Source organism: Ramlibacter albus, from assembly GCF_014297445.1.
Lineage (GTDB): Bacteria > Pseudomonadota > Gammaproteobacteria > Burkholderiales > Burkholderiaceae_C > Ramlibacter > Ramlibacter albus.
The window spans coordinates 105,274-123,176 of the sequence record NZ_JACORU010000009.1 but is presented as its reverse complement, the minus strand read 5'-3'; the positions used below and the strand labels follow the sequence as shown (position 1 = coordinate 123,176).

General features: G+C 70.1%; 16 protein-coding genes. 13 read left to right on the top strand and 3 right to left on the bottom strand.

Annotated features, from left to right (window positions below; genetic code table 11):
• The first annotated feature begins 30 nt into the window (after positions 1–30).
• From H8R02_RS21850 to H8R02_RS21830, 5 genes are read left to right on the top strand one after another with little or no spacing between them, the layout of a single operon-like run.
• Positions 31–1,191: an acyl-CoA dehydrogenase family protein gene (locus H8R02_RS21850; protein WP_187083615.1), complete on the top strand. Its 1,161-nt coding sequence runs from the start codon at positions 31–33 to the stop codon at positions 1,189–1,191.
• The gene (locus tag H8R02_RS21845; RefSeq protein ID WP_187083614.1) at positions 1,188–2,339 is read left to right on the top strand and encodes an acyl-CoA dehydrogenase family protein; all 1,152 of its coding nucleotides are present in this window, start codon (positions 1,188–1,190) and stop codon (positions 2,337–2,339) included. The genes H8R02_RS21850 and H8R02_RS21845 overlap by 4 nt, the downstream gene beginning before the upstream one ends.
• The gene (locus H8R02_RS21840; protein ID WP_187083613.1) at positions 2,336–3,310 is read left to right on the top strand and encodes a Bug family tripartite tricarboxylate transporter substrate binding protein; all 975 of its coding nucleotides are present in this window, start codon (positions 2,336–2,338) and stop codon (positions 3,308–3,310) included. Before H8R02_RS21845 ends, H8R02_RS21840 begins: the two co-directional genes overlap by 4 nt.
• Before the next feature lie 5 nt (positions 3,311–3,315).
• Positions 3,316–4,524 (top strand): CaiB/BaiF CoA transferase family protein, encoded by a 1,209-nt coding sequence (locus tag H8R02_RS21835; protein WP_187083612.1) that lies wholly within the window; start codon positions 3,316–3,318, stop codon positions 4,522–4,524.
• A gap of 10 nt (positions 4,525–4,534) precedes the next feature.
• Positions 4,535–5,260, top strand: coding sequence for a sulfite exporter TauE/SafE family protein (locus tag H8R02_RS21830; RefSeq protein WP_187083611.1), 726 nt, complete (start codon positions 4,535–4,537; stop codon positions 5,258–5,260).
• Positions 5,261–5,267: 7 nt separating this feature from the next.
• Here H8R02_RS21830 and H8R02_RS21825 read toward each other — a convergent pair whose 3' ends face one another.
• Together H8R02_RS21825 and H8R02_RS21820 are read right to left on the bottom strand one after the other, a co-directional pair.
• Positions 5,268–6,008, bottom strand: a complete 741-nt coding sequence (locus H8R02_RS21825; protein WP_187083610.1) for a sulfite exporter TauE/SafE family protein — start codon at positions 6,006–6,008, stop codon at positions 5,268–5,270.
• Positions 6,009–6,011: 3 nt separating this feature from the next.
• Complete coding sequence (locus H8R02_RS21820) at positions 6,012–7,562, bottom strand: thiamine pyrophosphate-binding protein (protein WP_187083609.1); 1,551 nt, start codon at positions 7,560–7,562, stop codon at positions 6,012–6,014.
• Between the two features lie 98 nt (positions 7,563–7,660).
• Between H8R02_RS21820 and H8R02_RS21815 the strand changes: the two genes are divergently transcribed.
• A complete protein-coding gene (locus H8R02_RS21815; RefSeq protein ID WP_187083608.1) occupies positions 7,661–8,644 on the top strand; it encodes a Bug family tripartite tricarboxylate transporter substrate binding protein in 984 nt (327 codons plus the stop codon).
• Here the strand turns inward: H8R02_RS21815 and H8R02_RS21810 are convergent.
• Entirely contained in the window at positions 8,631–9,653 is a 1,023-nt protein-coding gene (locus H8R02_RS21810; RefSeq protein ID WP_187083607.1) for a LacI family DNA-binding transcriptional regulator, read from the bottom strand. The genes H8R02_RS21815 and H8R02_RS21810 overlap by 14 nt on opposite strands.
• Positions 9,654–9,737: 84 nt before the next feature.
• Between H8R02_RS21810 and H8R02_RS21805 the strand changes: the two genes are divergently transcribed.
• Genes H8R02_RS21805 through H8R02_RS21775 form a run of 7 tightly spaced genes read left to right on the top strand, consistent with a single transcriptional unit; the run spans position 9,738 to position 17,898 of the window.
• Positions 9,738–11,984, top strand: a complete 2,247-nt coding sequence (locus tag H8R02_RS21805) for an arylsulfatase (protein WP_187083606.1) — start codon at positions 9,738–9,740, stop codon at positions 11,982–11,984.
• A 1-nt stretch (position 11,985) separates the two neighbouring features.
• Positions 11,986–12,852 (top strand): ABC transporter permease, encoded by an 867-nt coding sequence (locus H8R02_RS21800; protein ID WP_187083605.1) that lies wholly within the window; start codon positions 11,986–11,988, stop codon positions 12,850–12,852.
• An 8-nt stretch (positions 12,853–12,860) separates the two neighbouring features.
• Positions 12,861–13,685, top strand: coding sequence for an ABC transporter permease (locus H8R02_RS21795; RefSeq protein WP_187083604.1), 825 nt, complete (start codon positions 12,861–12,863; stop codon positions 13,683–13,685).
• 8 nt (positions 13,686–13,693) lie between these two features.
• Complete coding sequence (locus H8R02_RS21790; RefSeq protein ID WP_255429487.1) at positions 13,694–14,479, top strand: ABC transporter ATP-binding protein; 786 nt, start codon at positions 13,694–13,696, stop codon at positions 14,477–14,479.
• Between the two features lie 44 nt (positions 14,480–14,523).
• Positions 14,524–15,558 carry an ABC transporter substrate-binding protein gene (locus tag H8R02_RS21785; protein WP_187083603.1) on the top strand — a complete coding sequence of 345 codons (1,035 nt, stop codon included), beginning with the start codon at positions 14,524–14,526 and terminating at the stop codon, positions 15,556–15,558.
• A gap of 1 nt (position 15,559) precedes the next feature.
• Positions 15,560–16,288 (top strand): SDR family oxidoreductase, encoded by a 729-nt coding sequence (locus H8R02_RS21780; protein ID WP_187083602.1) that lies wholly within the window; start codon positions 15,560–15,562, stop codon positions 16,286–16,288.
• Positions 16,288–17,898: an FGGY-family carbohydrate kinase gene (locus H8R02_RS21775; protein ID WP_187083601.1), complete on the top strand. Its 1,611-nt coding sequence runs from the start codon at positions 16,288–16,290 to the stop codon at positions 17,896–17,898. The genes H8R02_RS21780 and H8R02_RS21775 overlap by 1 nt, the downstream gene beginning before the upstream one ends.
• Positions 17,899–17,903 lie beyond the last annotated feature (5 nt).

Below are 17,903 nucleotides of genomic sequence, written 5' to 3'. Positions count from 1 at the left end.
TCGCGGCACCCGGCGCCTACAGTCCGCCCCATGATCCGCGACACAGCCCGACTCGACGCACTCCTTGCCGACATCCGCGCCTTCGTGCGCGAGCGCTGGCACCCGCTGGAAGACCGCATCGACCGCGAAGGCGTCATTCCCGAAGAGGTGGTCGACGAGCTGCGCCGCAAGGGCTACTTCGGCTGGAGCATTCCGGAGCAATACGGCGGCCTCGGGCTCACCACCGAAGAGCTCGTGCTGTGCGCGATGGAGTTGTCGCAGGCATCCGTGGCGCTGCGCGCTCGCGTCGGCACCAATACCGGCATCGGCTCCGAGGCGCTCGTCGCCGACGGCACCGAAGAGCAGAAGCAGCGCTGGCTGCCGCGCATGGCGAGGGGCGAATTCACCGGTGCGCTCGCACTGACCGAGCCCGATGCCGGCTCCGAAGCCACCAACGTGCAGACCACGGCACGGCGCGAGGGCGACCACTACATCCTCAACGGCACCAAGCGCTTCATCACCAACGCACCGCTCGCCGACCTCTACACCGTGATCGCGCGCACGGAGGAAGGCACGCGCGGCAACACGGGCCTGTCGGCCTTCATCGTCGAGCGCACCACGCCCGGCGTGCGTGCCGGCGATGCGTACCGCAAGATGGGGCAGGCGGGCTCGCCCGTGTCGGACGTGTACTTCGAGAACTGCCGCGTGAGCGCCGCCAACCTGATCGGCGGCAAGGAAGGCGTGGGCTTCCAGACCGTGATGAAGGTGCTGAACAAGCAGCGCATGCACCTGGCCGCGCTGTGCACCGGTCCCGCCATCCGCATGCTGGACCTCGCCATCGACCACACGCAGAAGCGCACGCAGTTCGGCCAGCCAGTGGGCAACTTCCAGCTGCTGCAGGCGATGGTGGCGGACAGCCAGACCGAGATCTACGCGGCGCGATCGATGATCCTCGAAGCGGCGCGCGCGCGCGACCGCGGCGAAGACGTCGCGCTGGCCGCGTCCATGTGCAAGTTCTTCGCCTCCGAGATGTGCGGCCGCGTGGCGGACCGCGCCGTGCAGATGTTCGGCGGCTCGGGCTACGTCGCCGACTTCAGCCCCATCGAGCGCTATTACCGCGACGTGCGCCTGTTCCGCCTGTACGAGGGCACCAGCCAGATCCACCAGTTGAACATCGCCAAGCTGGTGCTGCGCGGCAAGGGTGCGTCATGACCCAGGTCGACATCGCGCGCGTGCGCGAATTCGTCCTGCAGCACTGCATCCCGCGCGAGGACGCAGCGCACGTGCACGACCCGGCGGCACTGGATCGCGTGCTCGGCGAGCTGCGCCCCATCGCGCGCGACATGGGCCTGTACCTGCCGCAACTGCCGGTGGAGCACGGCGGCCTCGGCCTCACGTGGGTGGAGCGTGCGAGCGTGCTGGAAGAGGCAGGCCGCAGCTACCTCGGCCCCGGTGCGATGAACTGCGCCGCGCCGGATCAGCCCAACATGATCAGCCTGCTTCGCCAGGGCACGCCCGCGCAGCAGCGCGCTTACCTGCAGCCGCTGGCCGCCGGCCGGATCCGCTCCTGCTTCGCGATGACCGAACCCGCGCCAGGCGCCGGCTCCGACCCGTCGATGCTGCGCACAACCGCGCGCCGCGAAGGCGACGGTTGGGTGATCGACGGCCACAAGTGGTTCATCACCGGCGCGGTGGGCGCCACGTTCGGCATCGTGCTGGCGCAGACGGACGAGGGACCCACGCAGTTCATCGTGCACACGGACAACCCGGGCTTCCGGCTCGTGCGCAACATCAAGGCCATCGATCCCTTTGCCATCGGCGGCCACGGCGAGATCGTGTTCGAGAACTGCCGCGTCGCGGCCGATGCCGTGCTCGGCGAAGTGGGCCAGGGCTTCGTGTACGCACAGCAGCGCCTGGAGCCCGCGCGCCTGTCGCACTGCATGCGCCTCATGGGCCGCGCGCGCCGCGCGCTCGAACTCGCGCAGGCCTACGTCAACGAACGCCAGTCCTTCGGCGACCGCCTCGCCGACCTGCAACAGGTGCAGGCCATGGTGGCCGACTGCCACATCGACCTGCATGCCAGCCGCCTCATGACGCTCGACTGCGCCGCGAAGATGGACGCAGGCCAGCCGGTGAAAACCGAGTCGGCGATGGCCAAGGTCTTCGTGTCCGAAGCGCTCAACCGCGTCGCCGACCGCGCCGCGCAGCTGATGGGCGCGCTCGGCATGTCCGAGGACGCGCCTGTCGCACTGATCCTGCGCGAACTGCGCCCTTTCCGCATTTACGACGGCGCCTCCGAGCTGCATCGCGCCACGCTCGGCCGCCGCTTCCTCAAGTCTTCCCAAGGAGCTACACAATGACACTCGCTCGCCACTTCCGCCGCGCCGCCGTTGCGCTCGCCATCGCATCCGCCACTTCCGTGGCCTTGGCTGCCTTCCCGGACCAGCCGATCAAGATCATCGTGCCGTTCCCGGCCGCGGGCAGCACGGACCTTGTCACGCGCGCCGTCGCCGTGGACCTGGGTGCCGCCCTTGGCCAGCAGGTCGTCGTCGAGAACAAGGCCGGTGCCGGCAGCCTGATCGGCAGCGAGTTCGTCGCCAAGGCCCCGGCCGACGGCTACACGATCCTGATGGCGGGCCTCACCAACGTGTTCCTGCCGTACGCGCACAAGGACCTGCGCTTCCACCCGATCGACGACTTCGTGCCGGTGGGCCTGGTCGCGGACCTGCCGAACGTCCTCGCCGTCAACGCGAAGACGCCGTACAAGACGCTGGCCGACCTCGTCGCCGCCGACAAGGCCAAGCCCGGTTCGCTCTCGTTCGGCTCCGCCGGTGTCGCCACGCCGTCGCACCTCGTCTGCGAGATGGTCAACCACCAGCAGAAGATCAAGCTGCAGCACGTGCCGTACAAGGGCAACGCGCCCGCGGTGAACGACCTGATGGCCGGCCACATCCCGGTGATGTGCAACAACCTCGGCGGCACGCTGCCGTACATGAACAGCGGCAACATTCGCATCCTCGCGCAGACCGGCAAGACGCGTTCGCCCGCCGTGCCCGACGTGCCGACGTTCTCCGAGCTGAGCGTCCCCGGCCTCGACACCGGCTTGTGGATGGGCCTGATGGTGCCGAAGAACACGCCCAAGGACGTGGTGGCCACGCTGAACGCGGCGCTCACCAAGGTGATGAACTCTCCCGCGACGAAGGAGAAGCTCGCCAGGCTGGGCGCCGCGCCGCTCAGCCCGAGCCCCGCCGCTTTCGACGAGCGCATCAAGACCGACCGCCGCGCGTGGGATGCCGTGCTCAGGACGGTCGACCTGAAGACGACGAACTGATCGCCATGGAAACACAGGGCTACCCGCTGCGCGGCGTGCGCATCCTCGACATGGCCACCGTGCTGGCCGCGCCGTTCGCGGCCACGTTGTGCGGCGACATGGGCGCGGAGGTGGTGAAGCTGGAGCTGCCGCAGGGCAACGACACGCTGCGCGGCCTGGCGCCGGTCCACGAGGGCCACGCGCTCTTCTGGAAGACGGCGAACCGCGGCAAGAAGGGCATCTCGCTGGACGTGCGCAAGCCCGAGGGCAAGGCGCTGTTCCTGCAGCTCATCGAAGACTTCGACGTGCTCGTGGAGAACTTCCGCACCGGCACGCTCGACCAGTGGGGGCTGGACCTCGCGACGCTGCACGCGCGCAACCCGCGGCTGATCGTGCTGCGCCTCACCGGCTTCGGCCAGACCGGCCCGTATGCGCGCCGACCGGGCTTCGCGCGCATCTTCGAGGCCATGAGCGGCTTCACGCACCTCACGGGTGAGGCGGACGGGCCGCCACAGCACATGAACTTCCCGCTGGGTGACGCGGTGTCCGCGCTCTATGGCGCGTTCTCCATTGCGACAGCACTGGTGGAGCGCAACGCGATGCCGCGCGAAGAGCAGCGCGGCGTGGAGATCGACCTTTCCGCCACCGAAGCGATGATCCGCCTGCTGGACCCGCTGGCCGCGGAGCACCGCATCGGCGGCCTGGTGCGCAGCCGCACGGGCTCGCGCGCCGGGTACACGGCGCCGTCCAACGTCTACAAGACGCGCGACGGCGCCTGGATCACGCTCGTGGGTTCGTCCGATGCGATCTTCGCGCGCCTGTGCCGCGCGATGGGCCGCGAAGAGCTCGCGACCGACGAGCGCTTCTCGACCAACGTCCAGCGCACCGCCAACCTCGTTGAACTGGACGAGACGGTGGCCGCGTGGTGTGCGAGCCTGTCGCTCGAAGAGATCTCCGCGAAGCTCGACCGCGAGGAAGTGCCTTTCACCAAGGTCTATTCCATCGAGGACGTGCTGAGCGACCCGCATTTCCGCGCGCGCGGCACGATGATCGAGCTGCAGGACCCGAAGCTCGGCGCTATCCCTGCGCCCGCCGCGGTGCCGCGCTTCACCGGGCGTGTGGCGCCGGTGCCCTGTGTGGGCCCGGACACCGGCCAGGACAACGTCGAGGTCTACGGCGCGTTGGGTCTCACCGAGTCGCAGCTGGCGGATTTGCGCGAACGCAAGGTGATCTAGACTCGGCGCGATGGACTACGCCCTGCTGCTTGCCTTCGGTTTGTTCGCGGGCACGCTGGGCGGCATCGTCGGCACCGGCTCGTCGCTGGTGATGATGCCGATTCTCGTGGTCCTGTTCGGGCCGCGGCAGGCGATCCCGATCATGGCGATCGCCGCCATCATGGGCAACCTCGGCCGCGTGCTCGCGTGGCGCCGCGAAATCGACTGGCGCGCGTGCGGCGCGTTCTGCGTGACGGCCGTGCCGGGCGCGATGCTCGGCGCACGGCTGCTGCTCACGATCCCACCCGGCGTCGCGGAAACTGCACTCGGCCTCTTCTTTCTCTCCCTCATCCCGGTGCGGCGCTGGCTGGCTCGGCGCGAGTTCCGCATCACCGTGACGCACCTGATGCTGCTTGGCGCGCCTCTGGGCGTGCTGACCGGCGTGGTTGCTTCGACCGGCCCGCTCACGGTGCCGCTCTTCACCTTCTACGGCCTGGAGCGCGGTGCATTTCTTGGCACTGAAGCTGCGTCTTCCATCGGCATGTACGTTGCCAAGGTCGGTACCTTCCAGGCGTTCGGCGCGTTGACGTGGGAAGTGGCCGCGCGCGGCATCGGTGTCGGCGCGACGCTGATGGCCGGCTCGTTCATCGGCAAGTTCGTGGTGCTGAAGCTGTCGGCTGCAGCGTACCGGTCGCTGATCGACACCCTGATGGTTTGCTCGGGGGCTTCGTTGCTGTGGGTGGCGGTGCGGGCGTGAAGCCCGATCACGACGCGAGCGTCCTCGCCACGAGGCTCACGCCCGTCAGCAGCAGCACGACATACAGCACCTGCATGAACCGCTTCTTGTCCATGCCCAGCGTGATGCGGTTGCCCATCCACAGCCCGAGCAGCATCGCGGGCGCGAGGCACAGCGAAAGCAGCAGCAGGTTGAGGTCGAAGTAGCGGCCGGCAATCGCGAACAGCGAGACGCGGATGAACGACGTGGCCGTGAGCACGGCGACCTGTGTCGCACGGATCGCCTGCGGGTCTTCCAGCCGGCGGGCCAGGTAGATGGAGTACACCCAGCCGCCCGCGCCGAACATCGCGCTGAGCACGCCGCCCGTGGCGCCGTACCACCATGCCCAGCGCGACGAGATGGGCGGGCGCTCCGGCTTGGGCCGCAACCCATTGAGCGCATACCCGACGACGAAGATGCCGAGCAGCAGCATCATCGTCCTGACCGGGACCGCGAGCAGCGCGTAAGCGCCGATGACGCAGCCGATCACGATCGGCGGCAGCAGGCGCTTGAGCTCGCGCTTGTCCAGGTGCGCCCCGAGTCTCAGGCCATTGGAGGATGCTGCCGCAAAGTCCAGCAGCGACTGCGCCGGGATGAGCGTGGAGACAGGCAGCACATGCGCGAGCACCGGCGCGGCGACGAGCGTGGCACCGAAGCCGACCATGCCGAAGACGGTGTACGCCGCGACGAAAGTCGGCTCGGCGAGAAAGAGGATGGACCAGTCGAACATGGGTCAGCGCGCCACGCGCGGCGCGGCCACGCCTTCGATGGCCACGTTCACGCAAGCAGGTTGCCCGCTCGCCAGCGCCCGCTGCACAGCCGGCAACAGCTCTGGCGGCGCGGTGACGTGCTCGCCATGCGCACCCATCGCCGCGGCAATGAGGTCGTACCGCAAGGGCCGCATCTCGCAACCCTTGGCACGAGCCGCGCCGTACTGGCGCAACTGGATCTGGAATTCCGCGTTCCAGCGGCCGTCCACGCCGACGACGGCCGCGAAGGGCAGGGCGTTGGTGACGGCGGTGTCGTACTCGGCCATGTGGAAGCCGAAGGTGCCGTCGCCCATGATCGCAACGACCGGTGCACCGGGTTGCGCGCAACGCGCGCCGATCGCCATCGGCAACGCGGACCCGATGGAGCCGGCGACGCCGTTCACGAGCAGGTGCGGTGCGTGCAGGCACGCCTGGGCCCACTGGCCGAACTCGCCGCCGTCGATGACGAGCACGGAATCCGGATGCGAGTCGAGGATCGACTGCAGCGGCCGCAAGGCCTGCACGGGATGCAGGCGGCCGGGCAGTGATGAGGTTGCCGCGTCCCATGCCGCGGGCCGGTAAGTGGTTGCATCGTGCACTTCGCGTTGCCACTGCGATGCCGACGTGCGCAAGCCAACTGCGATCGCGTCGAGCGCCGCGGGCGCATCCGCGTCGAACGCCAGCACTTCGCAGCCCGAAGCAAACGCGCGCCCGAAGTCCAGCGTGAAATCGAGACGCTTGCCCGCAAGCAGGATGCAATCCGCCTGCGCTACCACTTCGCGCAGTGAGCCGAGGGCCGGGTCGGCCAGGCCACGCGGGCTGTTCATCACGAGCACGGGCACGCCCGTGGCTTGCTCGAAGCGGCGAGCCACGGCGCGGCCCGCACGCGTGGCGAAGCCCGCACCCGCCAGCACGAGCGGACGCTTCGCCGCTGCAAGCCGCTGCGCAAAGGCGGATTGCAGCTGCCCGTCGAGCGGCTTGGGCCTCACAGCGAATTCCCTGGCGCCGGCCGCCGCATCGGCTGCGCAGTCTTCTTCCAGCAGGTCCGACGGCAGGTTCAGGTTGACCGGGCCACGCGGCCACGTCATCGCCGTGCGCACCGCCGCCGCGAAGTCGCGCCCGAGCGCATCCGCACGCTCGCTCGTGAACGCGCGCTTCACCACGGGTGCCGCCATCTCGGCCTGCGCCATCTCCTGGAATGCACCACGCCCCAGCTCGCGCAGCGGTGCATGCCCCGACAGCAGCACCACGGGCGACTCGGCCATCAGCGCGGTGTAGAGCGCACCCACCGCGTTCGCGTGCCCCGGCCCGCCGGTGACGAGTGCGATGCCCGGCTGCCCGCTCACGCGCGCCCAGCCTTCGGCCATGTGCACGGCCGCCGCTTCGTGCCGCGTATGGACGATGGCGATGCCGACGTCCTGCAGGGCGTCGAAGAGCGACATGACGTGGTTGCCGGAGAGCGCGAAGACGCGCGTGACGCCTGCGTTGCGAAGGCTTGCGGCCAGTACATCGGCGCCGCGGGTGGGTCGGGTCATCCGGCCGATCATAGTCACGGCTGCCGTCCCGCTGCAGCGCGTGATGACGCAGCGGCTGCCGATGGGCACAATGCCCCCACCTCATCCCAGGAGCGCCCATGGACTTCAAAAAAGGCGCCAAGCGCCGCAGTTTCCTCGTGGCCGCCGGTGCGTTCGGCGCGGCCGCTGCGTTCGGCCAGGCAGCCAAGTGGCCCAGCAAGCAGATCCGCATCATCGTCGCGTTCCCGCCCGGCGGGCTCACCGACGCGTACGCGCGCCACTACGCCGAATTCCTCGGCACCAAGGTGGGCCAGCAGGTCGTCGTCGAGAACAAGCCGGGCGCGGGCGCCATCATCGGCATCGACGCCGTCGCGAAGTCGCCGCCCGATGGCTACACGCTGCTGATGACGACCTCCGGCACCGTGTGGCAGAACCGCGTGCTGTACAGCAAGCTGCCCTACAACCTCGACAAGGACCTCACGCCCATCGCGGTGTTCCCCTCCGGCCCGCTGGTGGTGGGCGTGCCCGAGAAGATCGGCGTGCGCAATTTCAAGGAGTTCATCGCCTACGCGAAGAAGAACCCGACGTCGATGGGCACGTACGCGCCCGGCTCGTACCCGCACATGGTGGCCGACCAGATCAACCGGACCGAAGGCACGAAGATCCAGTCGGTGCACTACCGCGGCGAAGCGCCCATGTGGGTCGACGTGGCCGGCGGCCAGTTGCAGGTTGCGGTCGGCAGCTACCAGGCGTTCAACACCGTGTCCACGCGCGGCGTGCGCCCGATCGGCGTGACGGGCAACTACCGCAGCCCCAAGCTGCCCGACGTGCCCACGCTCGTGGAGCAGGGCATCGAAAGCCGCCTCGTCGAGCTGGAAGGCGGGCTGCCGCTGATGGCGCCGAGCGGGACGCCGGAGGCTGTGCTGCAGGCGCTGTCGCGTGCCGCGGTGGAGTGGTCCAACACGCCCACGGCCGCGAAGCTGCGCGAGAGCTTCGCGATCCCGAACAAGCCGAAGAACCTGGCGGAGACGCGCCAGGACTGGGAGCGGGACGTGCCCGTGTGGGTCAAGCTGGCGGTGGACCTGGGCGTCAAGCTGGATTGACGCCGAACATCAGGATCGGCCGGATCTCGATCACGCTCGGCTCGCGGGGCGGCCCGGCGTCGAGCACCGCGAACGCCTCTTCCAGCAGGCCGTCCACGTTCTGCCGCACCATCATCAGCGGAAAGGCCAGCATGCCGGCGAACGGGTCCCAGTCGTAGCAGCCGAAGGTGCACGCGGCCAGTTCCTCGTGCGGCAGCGTCTTCAGGAAACGCACCACGCCTTCCAGCGCGATCGTCGAATTGACGAAGAGCGCGCTCGGCAGCCCCTTGAGCCGCTCGTGCAACGCCGCCACGTGGGCTTCGGCCAGGTCGGGTTCGTAGCCGCACGCATCCAGCTGGTCCGGCCGCAGCTCGCCGAGCCGCTCGCGCACGGCTTGCGAGAAACCTTCCATGCGCCGCTGCGTCGCGTAGTCGGTGGCCAGGCCGCCGACGAAGTACGGCCGGTTGCGGGCCGCGGCGCGCAGCGGTTTCGCCTTCGCGATCAGCGCCTCGGTGAGCTGCTGCGCGCCCCAGAAGTTGTCGCTGATCACGGACGTGGCCTTGGTGCCCGGCAGGTCGACGTTGACGTGCGCGACGCCGTGCGAGCGGCACACGGCGCTGATCGCGTCGGGGTCGGTGGCGCCCGCCACGATCAGGCTTTCCACGCGGTAGGAGATGAGCGTGCGCGCCGTCTCCACCTCCAGCGCGGTGTCGCGCAGCGTGCTGACCACGATGGGGTAGAGGTGGCGCTGTCGCGCGAGCTTCTCGAAGGTCTGCGCCATGCCGCTGAAGAAGCGGTTGTCGTGCAGCGGGATGATCATGCCGATCAGCCCCGAGCGGCTGGTGCGCAGCCCGCTGGCCTGCCGGTTGACGCTGAAGCTGTGCTTGTCCGCCAGCGCGAGCACGCGCTGCGCCGTCTCCTCGCCGATGCGCCGCGCGCGCCAGTTGCCGCTGAGCACGGCGCTCACCGTGGTGGCGGAGACGTCCGCCATCCGCGCGAGGTCGTAGATGGTGGACTTGTTCTTTGGCATTAAAGGGTAAACGCGCTCGGGCGGCGCGGGGGTGTGTGCCTAGAATGTTAGCGCAATCGATTGCGCAAACTCAAGAAGATTTCGATGAGCGACTTCGAATTCAAGGGAAAGATCGGCGCCACCTGGCAGGAGTCCACGCCCTGGTGGCCCGACGCGGTGCGCCCGCGCGACGGCGCGCCGAACATCGTGCTCGTGCTGTACGACGACGTGGGCTTCGGCAGCTTCGGCTGCTACGGCGCCGAGATCGCCACGCCCACGATGGACCACCTCGCGAGCGAGGGCCTGCGCTACAACAACTTCCACGTCACGCCGCTGTGCTCGCCCACGCGCGCGTCGCTGCTCACCGGCCGCAACCACCACAGCGTCGGCATGGCGTTCCTGGCCAATGCGGACAGCGGCTTTCCCGGCACGCGCGGGCACGTGAGCAAGCAGGCGGCGACGCTGGCCGAGATGTTGCGCGCCAGCGGCTACAACACGATGTGCGTCGGCAAGTGGCACGTGGCGCCCATCGACCAGACCAGTGCCGCCGGCCCCTACGACCAGTGGCCGCTGGGCCGCGGCTTCGAGCGCTACTACGGCTTCCTCGATGCCCTGACCGACCACTTCTACCCGGACCTCGTGCACGACAACCACCGGGTCGACCCGCCGAAGACGCCGCAGGAGGGCTACCACCTCACCGAGGACCTCATCGACCACGCCATCGGCTTCGTGCGCGACCAGGTGTCGGCGTCGGGCGAGAAGCCGTTCTTCGCGTACCTCGCGTTCGGCGCGGCGCACTGCCCGCACCAGGCGCCGCAGGCTTTCCTGGACAAGTACCGCGGCCGCTACGACGAGGGCTGGGACGTGGTGCGCGAGCGGCGCCACCAGCGCCAGCTGGAGCTGGGCATCATCCCGCCGGGCACCACGCTCGCGCCGCGCAACGCGGGCGTGCAGCCGTGGGACAGCCTGTCCGCCGACGAGAAGAAGGTGTCCGCGCGCCTGCAGGAGGCGTTCGCGGCGATGGTGGACCACACCGACCACGAGCTCGGCCGCTTCGTCGATTACCTCAAGGAGATCGGCAAGTTCGACAACACGATCTTCGTCATCCTCGCCGACAACGGCGCCAGCCAGGAGGGCGGCGCGGGGGGCACGACCAACATCGTCGCCTACGAGAACGGCAACCAGCCCGACCTCGCGTACAACCTCGCGCGCCTGGAGCAGATCGGCGGGCCGCGCAGCCAGACCAACTACCCGCAGGGCTGGGCGCAGGTGGGCAACACGCCGCTGCGCCGCTACAAGCAGAACACGCATGCCGGCGGCGTGCGCGCGCCGCTGATCGTGTCGTGGCGCGACGGCCTGAAGGCGCGCGGGGGCGTGCGCCAGCAGTTCCACCACGTCATCGACATCGCGCCGACGCTGCTGGACCTGGCCGGCATCCAGCCGCCGCAGGTCTACAACGGCGTGCCGCAGATGCCGGTGCACGGCGTGAGCATGCGCTACTCGTTCGAGGATGCCGCGGCGCCCACGCGCCGGCAGACGCAGTACTTCGAGATGTTCACGCACCGCGCGATCTGGCATGACGGCTGGAAGGCCGTGTCGTTCCACCAGCGCGGCAACAGCTACGACCAGGACACGTGGGAGCTGTTCAATCTCGACGAGGACTTCTCGGAGTGCAACGACCTCGCGGCGAAGCACCCGGAGAAGCTGAAGGAGCTGGTGGGCCGCTGGTGGGCCGAGGCCGGCCGCTTCGGCGTGCTGCCGCTGGACGACCGCGGCTTTCCCGAGCGCGCGGTCAAGTACCAGAGCCACGGCTCGCCCAGGCTGCGCACGCGGCTCGTGCTGTACCCGGGCATGGCGCGCATCCCCAGCGGCGCGGCGCCGCTGGTCATCAACCGGTCCTTCCGTATCACGGCGCGCCTGGCCGACATCGCGCAGGCGCCCCAGGGCGTGCTGGTGTCGCTGGGCGACCTGAGCGGCGGCTTCACGATGTACGTGCAGGGTGGGCGCCTCTGCTTCGAATACAACCACGAGGGCACACCCTTTCGCATCGAGAGCGCGGCCGGCGCCGTGACGGCGCAATCGCGCACGCTGGAGTTCGCCTTCGAGCGCACGGCCGACTACCAGGGCGTCGGGCGCGTGTTCGTCGACGGCAAGCAGGTCGGCGAGGGCGTCATCCCGCGCAGCGCGCGCTGGTTCATCTCGTGGTCCGCGCTCGACGTGGGCCGCGACTCGCTGTCGCGGGTGAGCGACGCGTACAGCGACGAATTCGCCTTCACGCCGGGCGCGCTCGAGCGGGTCGAGATCGAGCTGGAGCCGATGCAGCACCCGGTCGACCACCAGCCGATGGACTGACATGGCGCCCGCGACGCGATCCGCCCTGCGTTTCTTCGGCCCCGCGGAAGGCGCCGACGAGACGCTGCCGTTCTGGCGGCGCGAGCCGGGGCGCCGGCAGTGGCTGCTGATCGCGTGCGCGTCGCTGGGCGCGATGTTCGGGCTGTGGTGGTTCGCGACGCGCGAGGGCGGCTGGGTGCCGCAGCTCTTCCTGCCGCCGCCGCGGGAGGTGTGGGACGCTTTCGTGCGGCTGTGGTCGCGGCCTTACCTGGGCAGCTCGCTGGGCGAGCACGTCGGCGCCAGCCTGCGCATCGTCGCGGGCGGCTGGCTGCTGGCCGGCGCCATCGGCCTGCCCCTGGGCATCGCGATGGGCTGGTGGAAGCGCGTGCGCTGGATCGCCTTCCCGGTGTTCCAGCTGCTGCGGCCGGTGCCGCCGCTCGCGTGGATCCCGCTGGCCATTTTGTGGCTGGGCATCGGCGACTCCGCGCGCATCTTCGTCGTGTTCATCGCGGCCATCGTTCCGTGGGTGCTCAACTCGATGCAGGCCGTCTATTCCATCGACAACCTGCTCGTGCGCGCCGCCACCACGCTCGGCGCGAGCGACATGCAGGTGCTCACGCGCGTGGTCTGCCGCACGGCGCTGCCCACGCTCGTGGCCGGCGCGCGCATCGCGCTGGGCAATGCATGGACCACGCTCGTGGCCGCGGAGCTGCTGGCCGCCAGCGCGGGCCTGGGCTACATCGCGGTCAACGCATCGCGCACGCTCGAGGTCGGCATCCTGCTCGTGGCCATGGCCATCATCGGCGTGCTCGGCGCGCTGTTCTCCATCGGCATGCAGTTGCTGACCCGCTGGGTCGCGCCGTGGGCCGCCGCCGGGGCGCAGTCGTGAACGGGGCCATGGCAACACCTGTTGAATCACCCCAGCGCCCGCCGCGGCCGCTGCACGAAGCCACGCTGTGGGGTGCCTGCGCGCTGGGCGTGCTGCTGCTTGCGTGGTGGGTGGCCACCGCGATCCCGGGGCTGGTGCCGCCGCGCGTGCTGCCGTCGCCGCCCGACGTGGTGGCGCGCTTCGGCTCGCTGCTGGCGGAGCCTTTCAGCGGCGCCACGCTGGTGGGCCATGCGGCGGTGTCGCTGCAGCGCTGGGGCCTGGGGGTGTTTGGCGCGCTCGCGCTGGGCCTGCCGCTGGGCATCGCGCTCGCGTGGCTGCCGCCGCTGCGCGCCGTGGTCACGCCGGTGTTCGAGCTGCTGCGCTACATCCCGCCGTTCGCGTGGGTGCCGATCGCGGTGCTGTGGTTCGGCGCTTCGACCGTGACGCAGGCGCTGATCGTCTTCATCGCGGCCTTCCCCGCCTGCATCATCAACACGCAGCTGGCGGTGGCGCAGGTCGACACGATCCTCGTGCGCGCCGCCCGCATGCTGGGCACGCGGTCGATGACGACGCTGGGCCGCGTCGTGCTGCCGGTGGCCGCGCCCACGGTCTTCACGGGCGTGCGCATCGCCTTCGGCAACGGCTGGATGGCGCTGGTGGGCGCCGAACTGGTCGTGGGCAAGCAGGGCCTGGGCTTCCTCATCTCGCAGGGCCAGATCAACGACTCCGCCGCCACGATCCTCGTGGGGATGATCAGCATCGGCGTGCTCGGCGTGCTCATCGACGCCGCGCTGCAGCGCCTGCAGCGGCTCGCACTGCCCTGGCAACCGCCGCCGGCCCGGCCGCTCGAATGACAACCGCCATGACCACGAACAAGATGGAAATCCGGGGGGTTTCGAAGACCTTCCACGCGCGCGGCGGGCAGACCGCCGCGCTCGAGCGCTGCGACCTGGCCGTCGCCAAGGGCGAGTTCGTCTCGGTCGTCGGCCCATCGGGCTGCGGCAAGTCGACGCTGATGATGATCGCCGCGGGGCTGGAGGCGCCCACGAGCGGGGACGTGCTGGTGGATGGCCGCCCGGCGGGCCCCGCCGGGCCGAAGCGCACGGTGGTGTTCCAGCGCTTCGCGCTGTTCCCGTCGGAGACGGTGGCGCAGAACATCGGCTTCGGCCTGCGCGTGGCCGGCACGCCGCGCGCCGAATGCGAGCAGCGTATCGGCGAGCTGCTGCGCCTCATGGGCCTGGAGCGCTTTCGCGACGCCTTCCCGCACGAGCTGTCCGGCGGCATGCAGCAGCGCGTGGCCATCGCGCGCGCGATGGCGGTGCGGCCCGAGATCCTGCTGATGGACGAGCCCTTCGGCGCGCTGGACGCGCAGACGCGCACGGTGCTGCAGGAGGAGGTGTCGCGCCTGCAGCGCGAGCTGCACTACACGGTGCTCTTCATCACGCACAGCGTCGAGGAGGCGGTCTACCTGAGCGACCGCGTCGTCGTCATGTCCAGGGGGCCGGGTCGCATCCTGCGCGAGATCGCGATACCGCGCGATGCCGCCTGGCGCGGCCTGGACATCGAGCAGGCGGGGGAACACGCCGGTTTCATGCAGGTCAAGCGCGAAATCTGGGAGCTGCTTCGCGGCGAGATCGTGCGGCACTAGGGCCGGCGCACGGCCGGCATTTCATCAACCGAAGGAGACAAGTCATGACGAAGTTGGCAAGACGGGTGGCGGCCTCGGCGCTGGCCATCGCAGGCATCACCGCGAGCGCATGGCCGGCGCTCGCGCAGGCGCAGGGCGCGGCGCCGGTGAAGATGGTGGCCATCAGCCAGTCCAACGAGGGCGGCTTTCCGCTGTGGCTGGCCAAGAAGCTGAACTACTTCGCGAACAACGGGCTGGACGTGACGATCAAGTACTTCCCCAACGGCGGCGCGGCGCTCGCGTCGGGCGCGGCGGGCGACTGGCAGGGCGGCTGGATCGGCTCGCCGCCGGCCATCACCGGCTGGGCGAAGTTCGGCCTGACGCCGGTGGGCACGATGATGAAGGAAGACCGCAACATCAAGCTCATCATGCGCAAGGACGCCATCAAGGGCTCCAGCCCCGCGCAGGTGCTGGCCACGGGCAAGATCGGCTCGGTGCCCAACAGCACGTGGAGCCAGGTGCTCTTCGCGTGCGCGAAGCACTTCAAGGTGGACCCGACGAAGATGAAGGTGGTGCCGCTGGAGCCGCCGGTGACGCGCCAGTCGCTGCGCTCGGGCGAAGTGGCCGCGGGCACCACGGACTCGTCGCCGGACATCGACCTGGTGAACGACAAGGCGAATTTCGAGGTGGTGTGCGACGGCGCGATCGCGGGCACGTCCGTGATCGACCCGTGGATCGTCACGAAGAAGTTCGCCACCGAGAACCCCGCCGCGGCGGCCGCGTTCGTCGAGGCGGGCTTCCGCGCGAGCGAGCTGATCATGAAGGACCGCGAGAAGGCGGTGGCCATGCTGCTCGACTACTACAAGGACGCCGGCATCGACGGCGACGAGAAGAAGGCGCGCTACACGCTCGCCTACCGCGACTACCAGACGCTCGACCAGGCCCTGGCCGACGCGCGCCAGGGCGCGACCGAGAAAGCGTTGACCGAGACGGCGCAGGTGTTCGTGGCCGGCGGCGCCTACGACAAGGTGCCGGACCTCAAGGGCGCCGTCGCGGCGGGCCTGCCGATCCTCGAGGCGGCGAAGAAGCTGCGCAAATAACATGGCGCAGGCAATGAAGGGCAAGGTGGCGGCCGTCACGGGGGCCGCCTCCGGCATCGGCCTGGCGTGCGCGCGCGCGCTGCTGGCCGAAGGCGCGAAGGTCGTGCTGGTGGACCGCGCGCACGACCGGCTGGAGCGGCTGTGCGCCGAGCTGGGCCCGGACGCGTTCCCGCTGGTGGTGGACCTGCTGCAGCCCGGCGAGGTGAAGACGATGCTGCCGCGCATCCTGCAGCTCGCCGGCGGGCTGCACATCTTCCACGCCAACGCGGGCGCCTACATCGGCGGCGACGTCACCGAGGGCGACCCCGACGCGTGGGACCGCATGCTCAACCTGAACGTGAACGCCGCGTTCCGGTCGGTGCATGCGGTCATCCCGCACATGGTGGCGCAGAAGACGGGCGACATCCTCTTCACCAGTTCCGTCGCGGGCGTGGTGCCGGTGGTGTGGGAGCCGGTCTACACCGCGTCGAAGTTCGCGGTGCAGGCCTTCGTGCACACCACGCGGCGCCAGCTCGCGAAGCACGGCGTGCGCGTGGGCGCGGTGCTGCCGGGGCCGGTGGTCACCGCGCTGCTGGACGACTGGCCGAAGGCGAAGATGGACGAGGCGCTGGCCAACGGCAGCCTGATGCAGCCGAACGAAGTGGCCGAGGCGGTGCTGTTCATGCTGACGCGGCCGCGCAACGTGACGATCCGCGACCTCGTGATCCTTCCCAACAGCGTCGACCTCTGATGGCTCCTTCGAAACCAGGCTACGTCATCGGCGTCGACGTCGGCACCGCCAGCGCGCGCGCCGGCGTCTTCGATGCGGCGGGCCGCATGCTGGCGTCGGCGAAGCACGACATCGCGCTGTTCCACGAGCCGGGCTCGATCGTGGAGCAGTCGGGCAACGACATCTGGCGCGCGGTGTGCGCGGCGGTGCAGCGGGCGCTGGCGCAGGCCGCGGTCGGCGCCCACGAGGTGGTGGGCCTCGGCTTCGACGCGACGTGTTCGCTCGTGGTGGTCGGCGAGGGCGGCCGGCCGCTGGCCGTCGGCCCCTCGGGCGATGACGAACGCAACATCGTCGTGTGGATGGACCACCGCGCGGTTGCGCAGGCCGAGCGAATCAACGCCACCGCGCACCCCGTGCTGAAGTACGTCGGCGGCCGCATCTCGCCCGAGATGGAGACGCCCAAGCTGGTGTGGCTGCTGGAGAACCGGCGCGCGCAGTTCGATGCGGCCTGGCAGTTCTTCGACCTCGCCGACTTCCTCACGTGGCGCGCCACGGGCGATCTCGCGCGCTCGACCTGCACGGTCACGTGCAAGTGGACCTACCTCGCGCACGAGCGGCGCTGGGACGCGAGCTACTTTCGCGAAGTGGGCCTGGGCGTGCTCGCCGAGGAAGGCTTCTCGCGGATCGGGGCCAACGTGGTGGACCCGGGCACGCCGCTGGGCGAAGGCCTCACGCCGCAGGCCGCGCGCGAGCTGGGCTTGCGTGCGGGCACGCCGGTGGCCGCGGGGCTGATCGACGCGCACGCGGGGGGCATCGGCACCGTCGGGGCCGGCGGCGGCGCGACGGCGTGCATGGCGTATGTGTTCGGCACTTCCTCCTGCACGATGACCAGCACGCGGGAGCCGGTGTTCGTGCCGGGCGTGTGGGGCCCTTACTTCTCGGCGATGGTGCCCGACCTGTGGCTCAACGAGGGCGGCCAGTCGGCCGCCGGCGCCGCGATCGACCGGCTGGTGGCGATGCATCCGGCCGCGGCCGAGGCGCGGTCGCGCGCCGAGGCAGCCGGCCAGACGGTGCCGGAGATGCTGGGCGCGCTGGCCGTGCAGCGCAGCGGCGGCCTTTCGCAGACGGTCCAGCTGCTGGGCGGCCTGCACGTCGTGCCCGAATTCCTCGGCAACCGCGCTCCCTTCGCCGACCCGCAGGCGCGCGCGATCATCGCCGGCCTCGACATGGAAAGCGGGCTCGACAGCCTCGTCGCGCTCTACGTCGCGGGCTTGTGCGGCATCGGCTGCGGGCTGCGGCAGATCATCGAAACCCAGGCCGAAGCCGGCGCCCCGGTCGATCGCGTGGTCATCAGCGGCGGCGCGGGCCGCGCAGACCTCGTGCGCCAGCTGCTGGCCGACGTGACGGCCAAACCGGTGCTCGCGACGCAGGCCGAGGAGCCCGTGCTGCTGGGCGCGGCCATGCTCGGCGCCGTGGCCGGGGGGCTCGCGCCGGATGTCGCCTCGGCGATGGCCGGCATGTCGCACGTGGGCCGCACCTACGAGCCCGCGCAAGGCGCGATCGCGGCGCTGCATGAGGCGCGCTATCGCGCGTTCATGCGGCTGCAGGGCGTGGGGCGCGAAATCCGCTGACGCGG

Coding starts and splice junctions, on each gene's coding strand:
- H8R02_RS21850 (WP_187083615.1), top strand. CDS start 31: ATGATCCGCGACACAGCCCGACTCGACGCACTCCTTGCCGACATCCGC.
- H8R02_RS21845 (WP_187083614.1), top strand. CDS start 1,188: ATGACCCAGGTCGACATCGCGCGCGTGCGCGAATTCGTCCTGCAGCAC.
- H8R02_RS21840 (WP_187083613.1), top strand. CDS start 2,336: ATGACACTCGCTCGCCACTTCCGCCGCGCCGCCGTTGCGCTCGCCATC.
- H8R02_RS21835 (WP_187083612.1), top strand. CDS start 3,316: ATGGAAACACAGGGCTACCCGCTGCGCGGCGTGCGCATCCTCGACATG.
- H8R02_RS21830 (WP_187083611.1), top strand. CDS start 4,535: ATGGACTACGCCCTGCTGCTTGCCTTCGGTTTGTTCGCGGGCACGCTG.
- H8R02_RS21825 (WP_187083610.1), bottom strand. CDS start 6,008: ATGTTCGACTGGTCCATCCTCTTTCTCGCCGAGCCGACTTTCGTCGCG.
- H8R02_RS21820 (WP_187083609.1), bottom strand. CDS start 7,562: ATGACCCGACCCACCCGCGGCGCCGATGTACTGGCCGCAAGCCTTCGC.
- H8R02_RS21815 (WP_187083608.1), top strand. CDS start 7,661: ATGGACTTCAAAAAAGGCGCCAAGCGCCGCAGTTTCCTCGTGGCCGCC.
- H8R02_RS21810 (WP_187083607.1), bottom strand. CDS start 9,653: ATGCCAAAGAACAAGTCCACCATCTACGACCTCGCGCGGATGGCGGAC.
- H8R02_RS21805 (WP_187083606.1), top strand. CDS start 9,738: ATGAGCGACTTCGAATTCAAGGGAAAGATCGGCGCCACCTGGCAGGAG.
- H8R02_RS21800 (WP_187083605.1), top strand. CDS start 11,986: ATGGCGCCCGCGACGCGATCCGCCCTGCGTTTCTTCGGCCCCGCGGAA.
- H8R02_RS21795 (WP_187083604.1), top strand. CDS start 12,861: ATGGCAACACCTGTTGAATCACCCCAGCGCCCGCCGCGGCCGCTGCAC.
- H8R02_RS21790 (WP_255429487.1), top strand. CDS start 13,694: ATGACCACGAACAAGATGGAAATCCGGGGGGTTTCGAAGACCTTCCAC.
- H8R02_RS21785 (WP_187083603.1), top strand. CDS start 14,524: ATGACGAAGTTGGCAAGACGGGTGGCGGCCTCGGCGCTGGCCATCGCA.
- H8R02_RS21780 (WP_187083602.1), top strand. CDS start 15,560: ATGGCGCAGGCAATGAAGGGCAAGGTGGCGGCCGTCACGGGGGCCGCC.
- H8R02_RS21775 (WP_187083601.1), top strand. CDS start 16,288: ATGGCTCCTTCGAAACCAGGCTACGTCATCGGCGTCGACGTCGGCACC.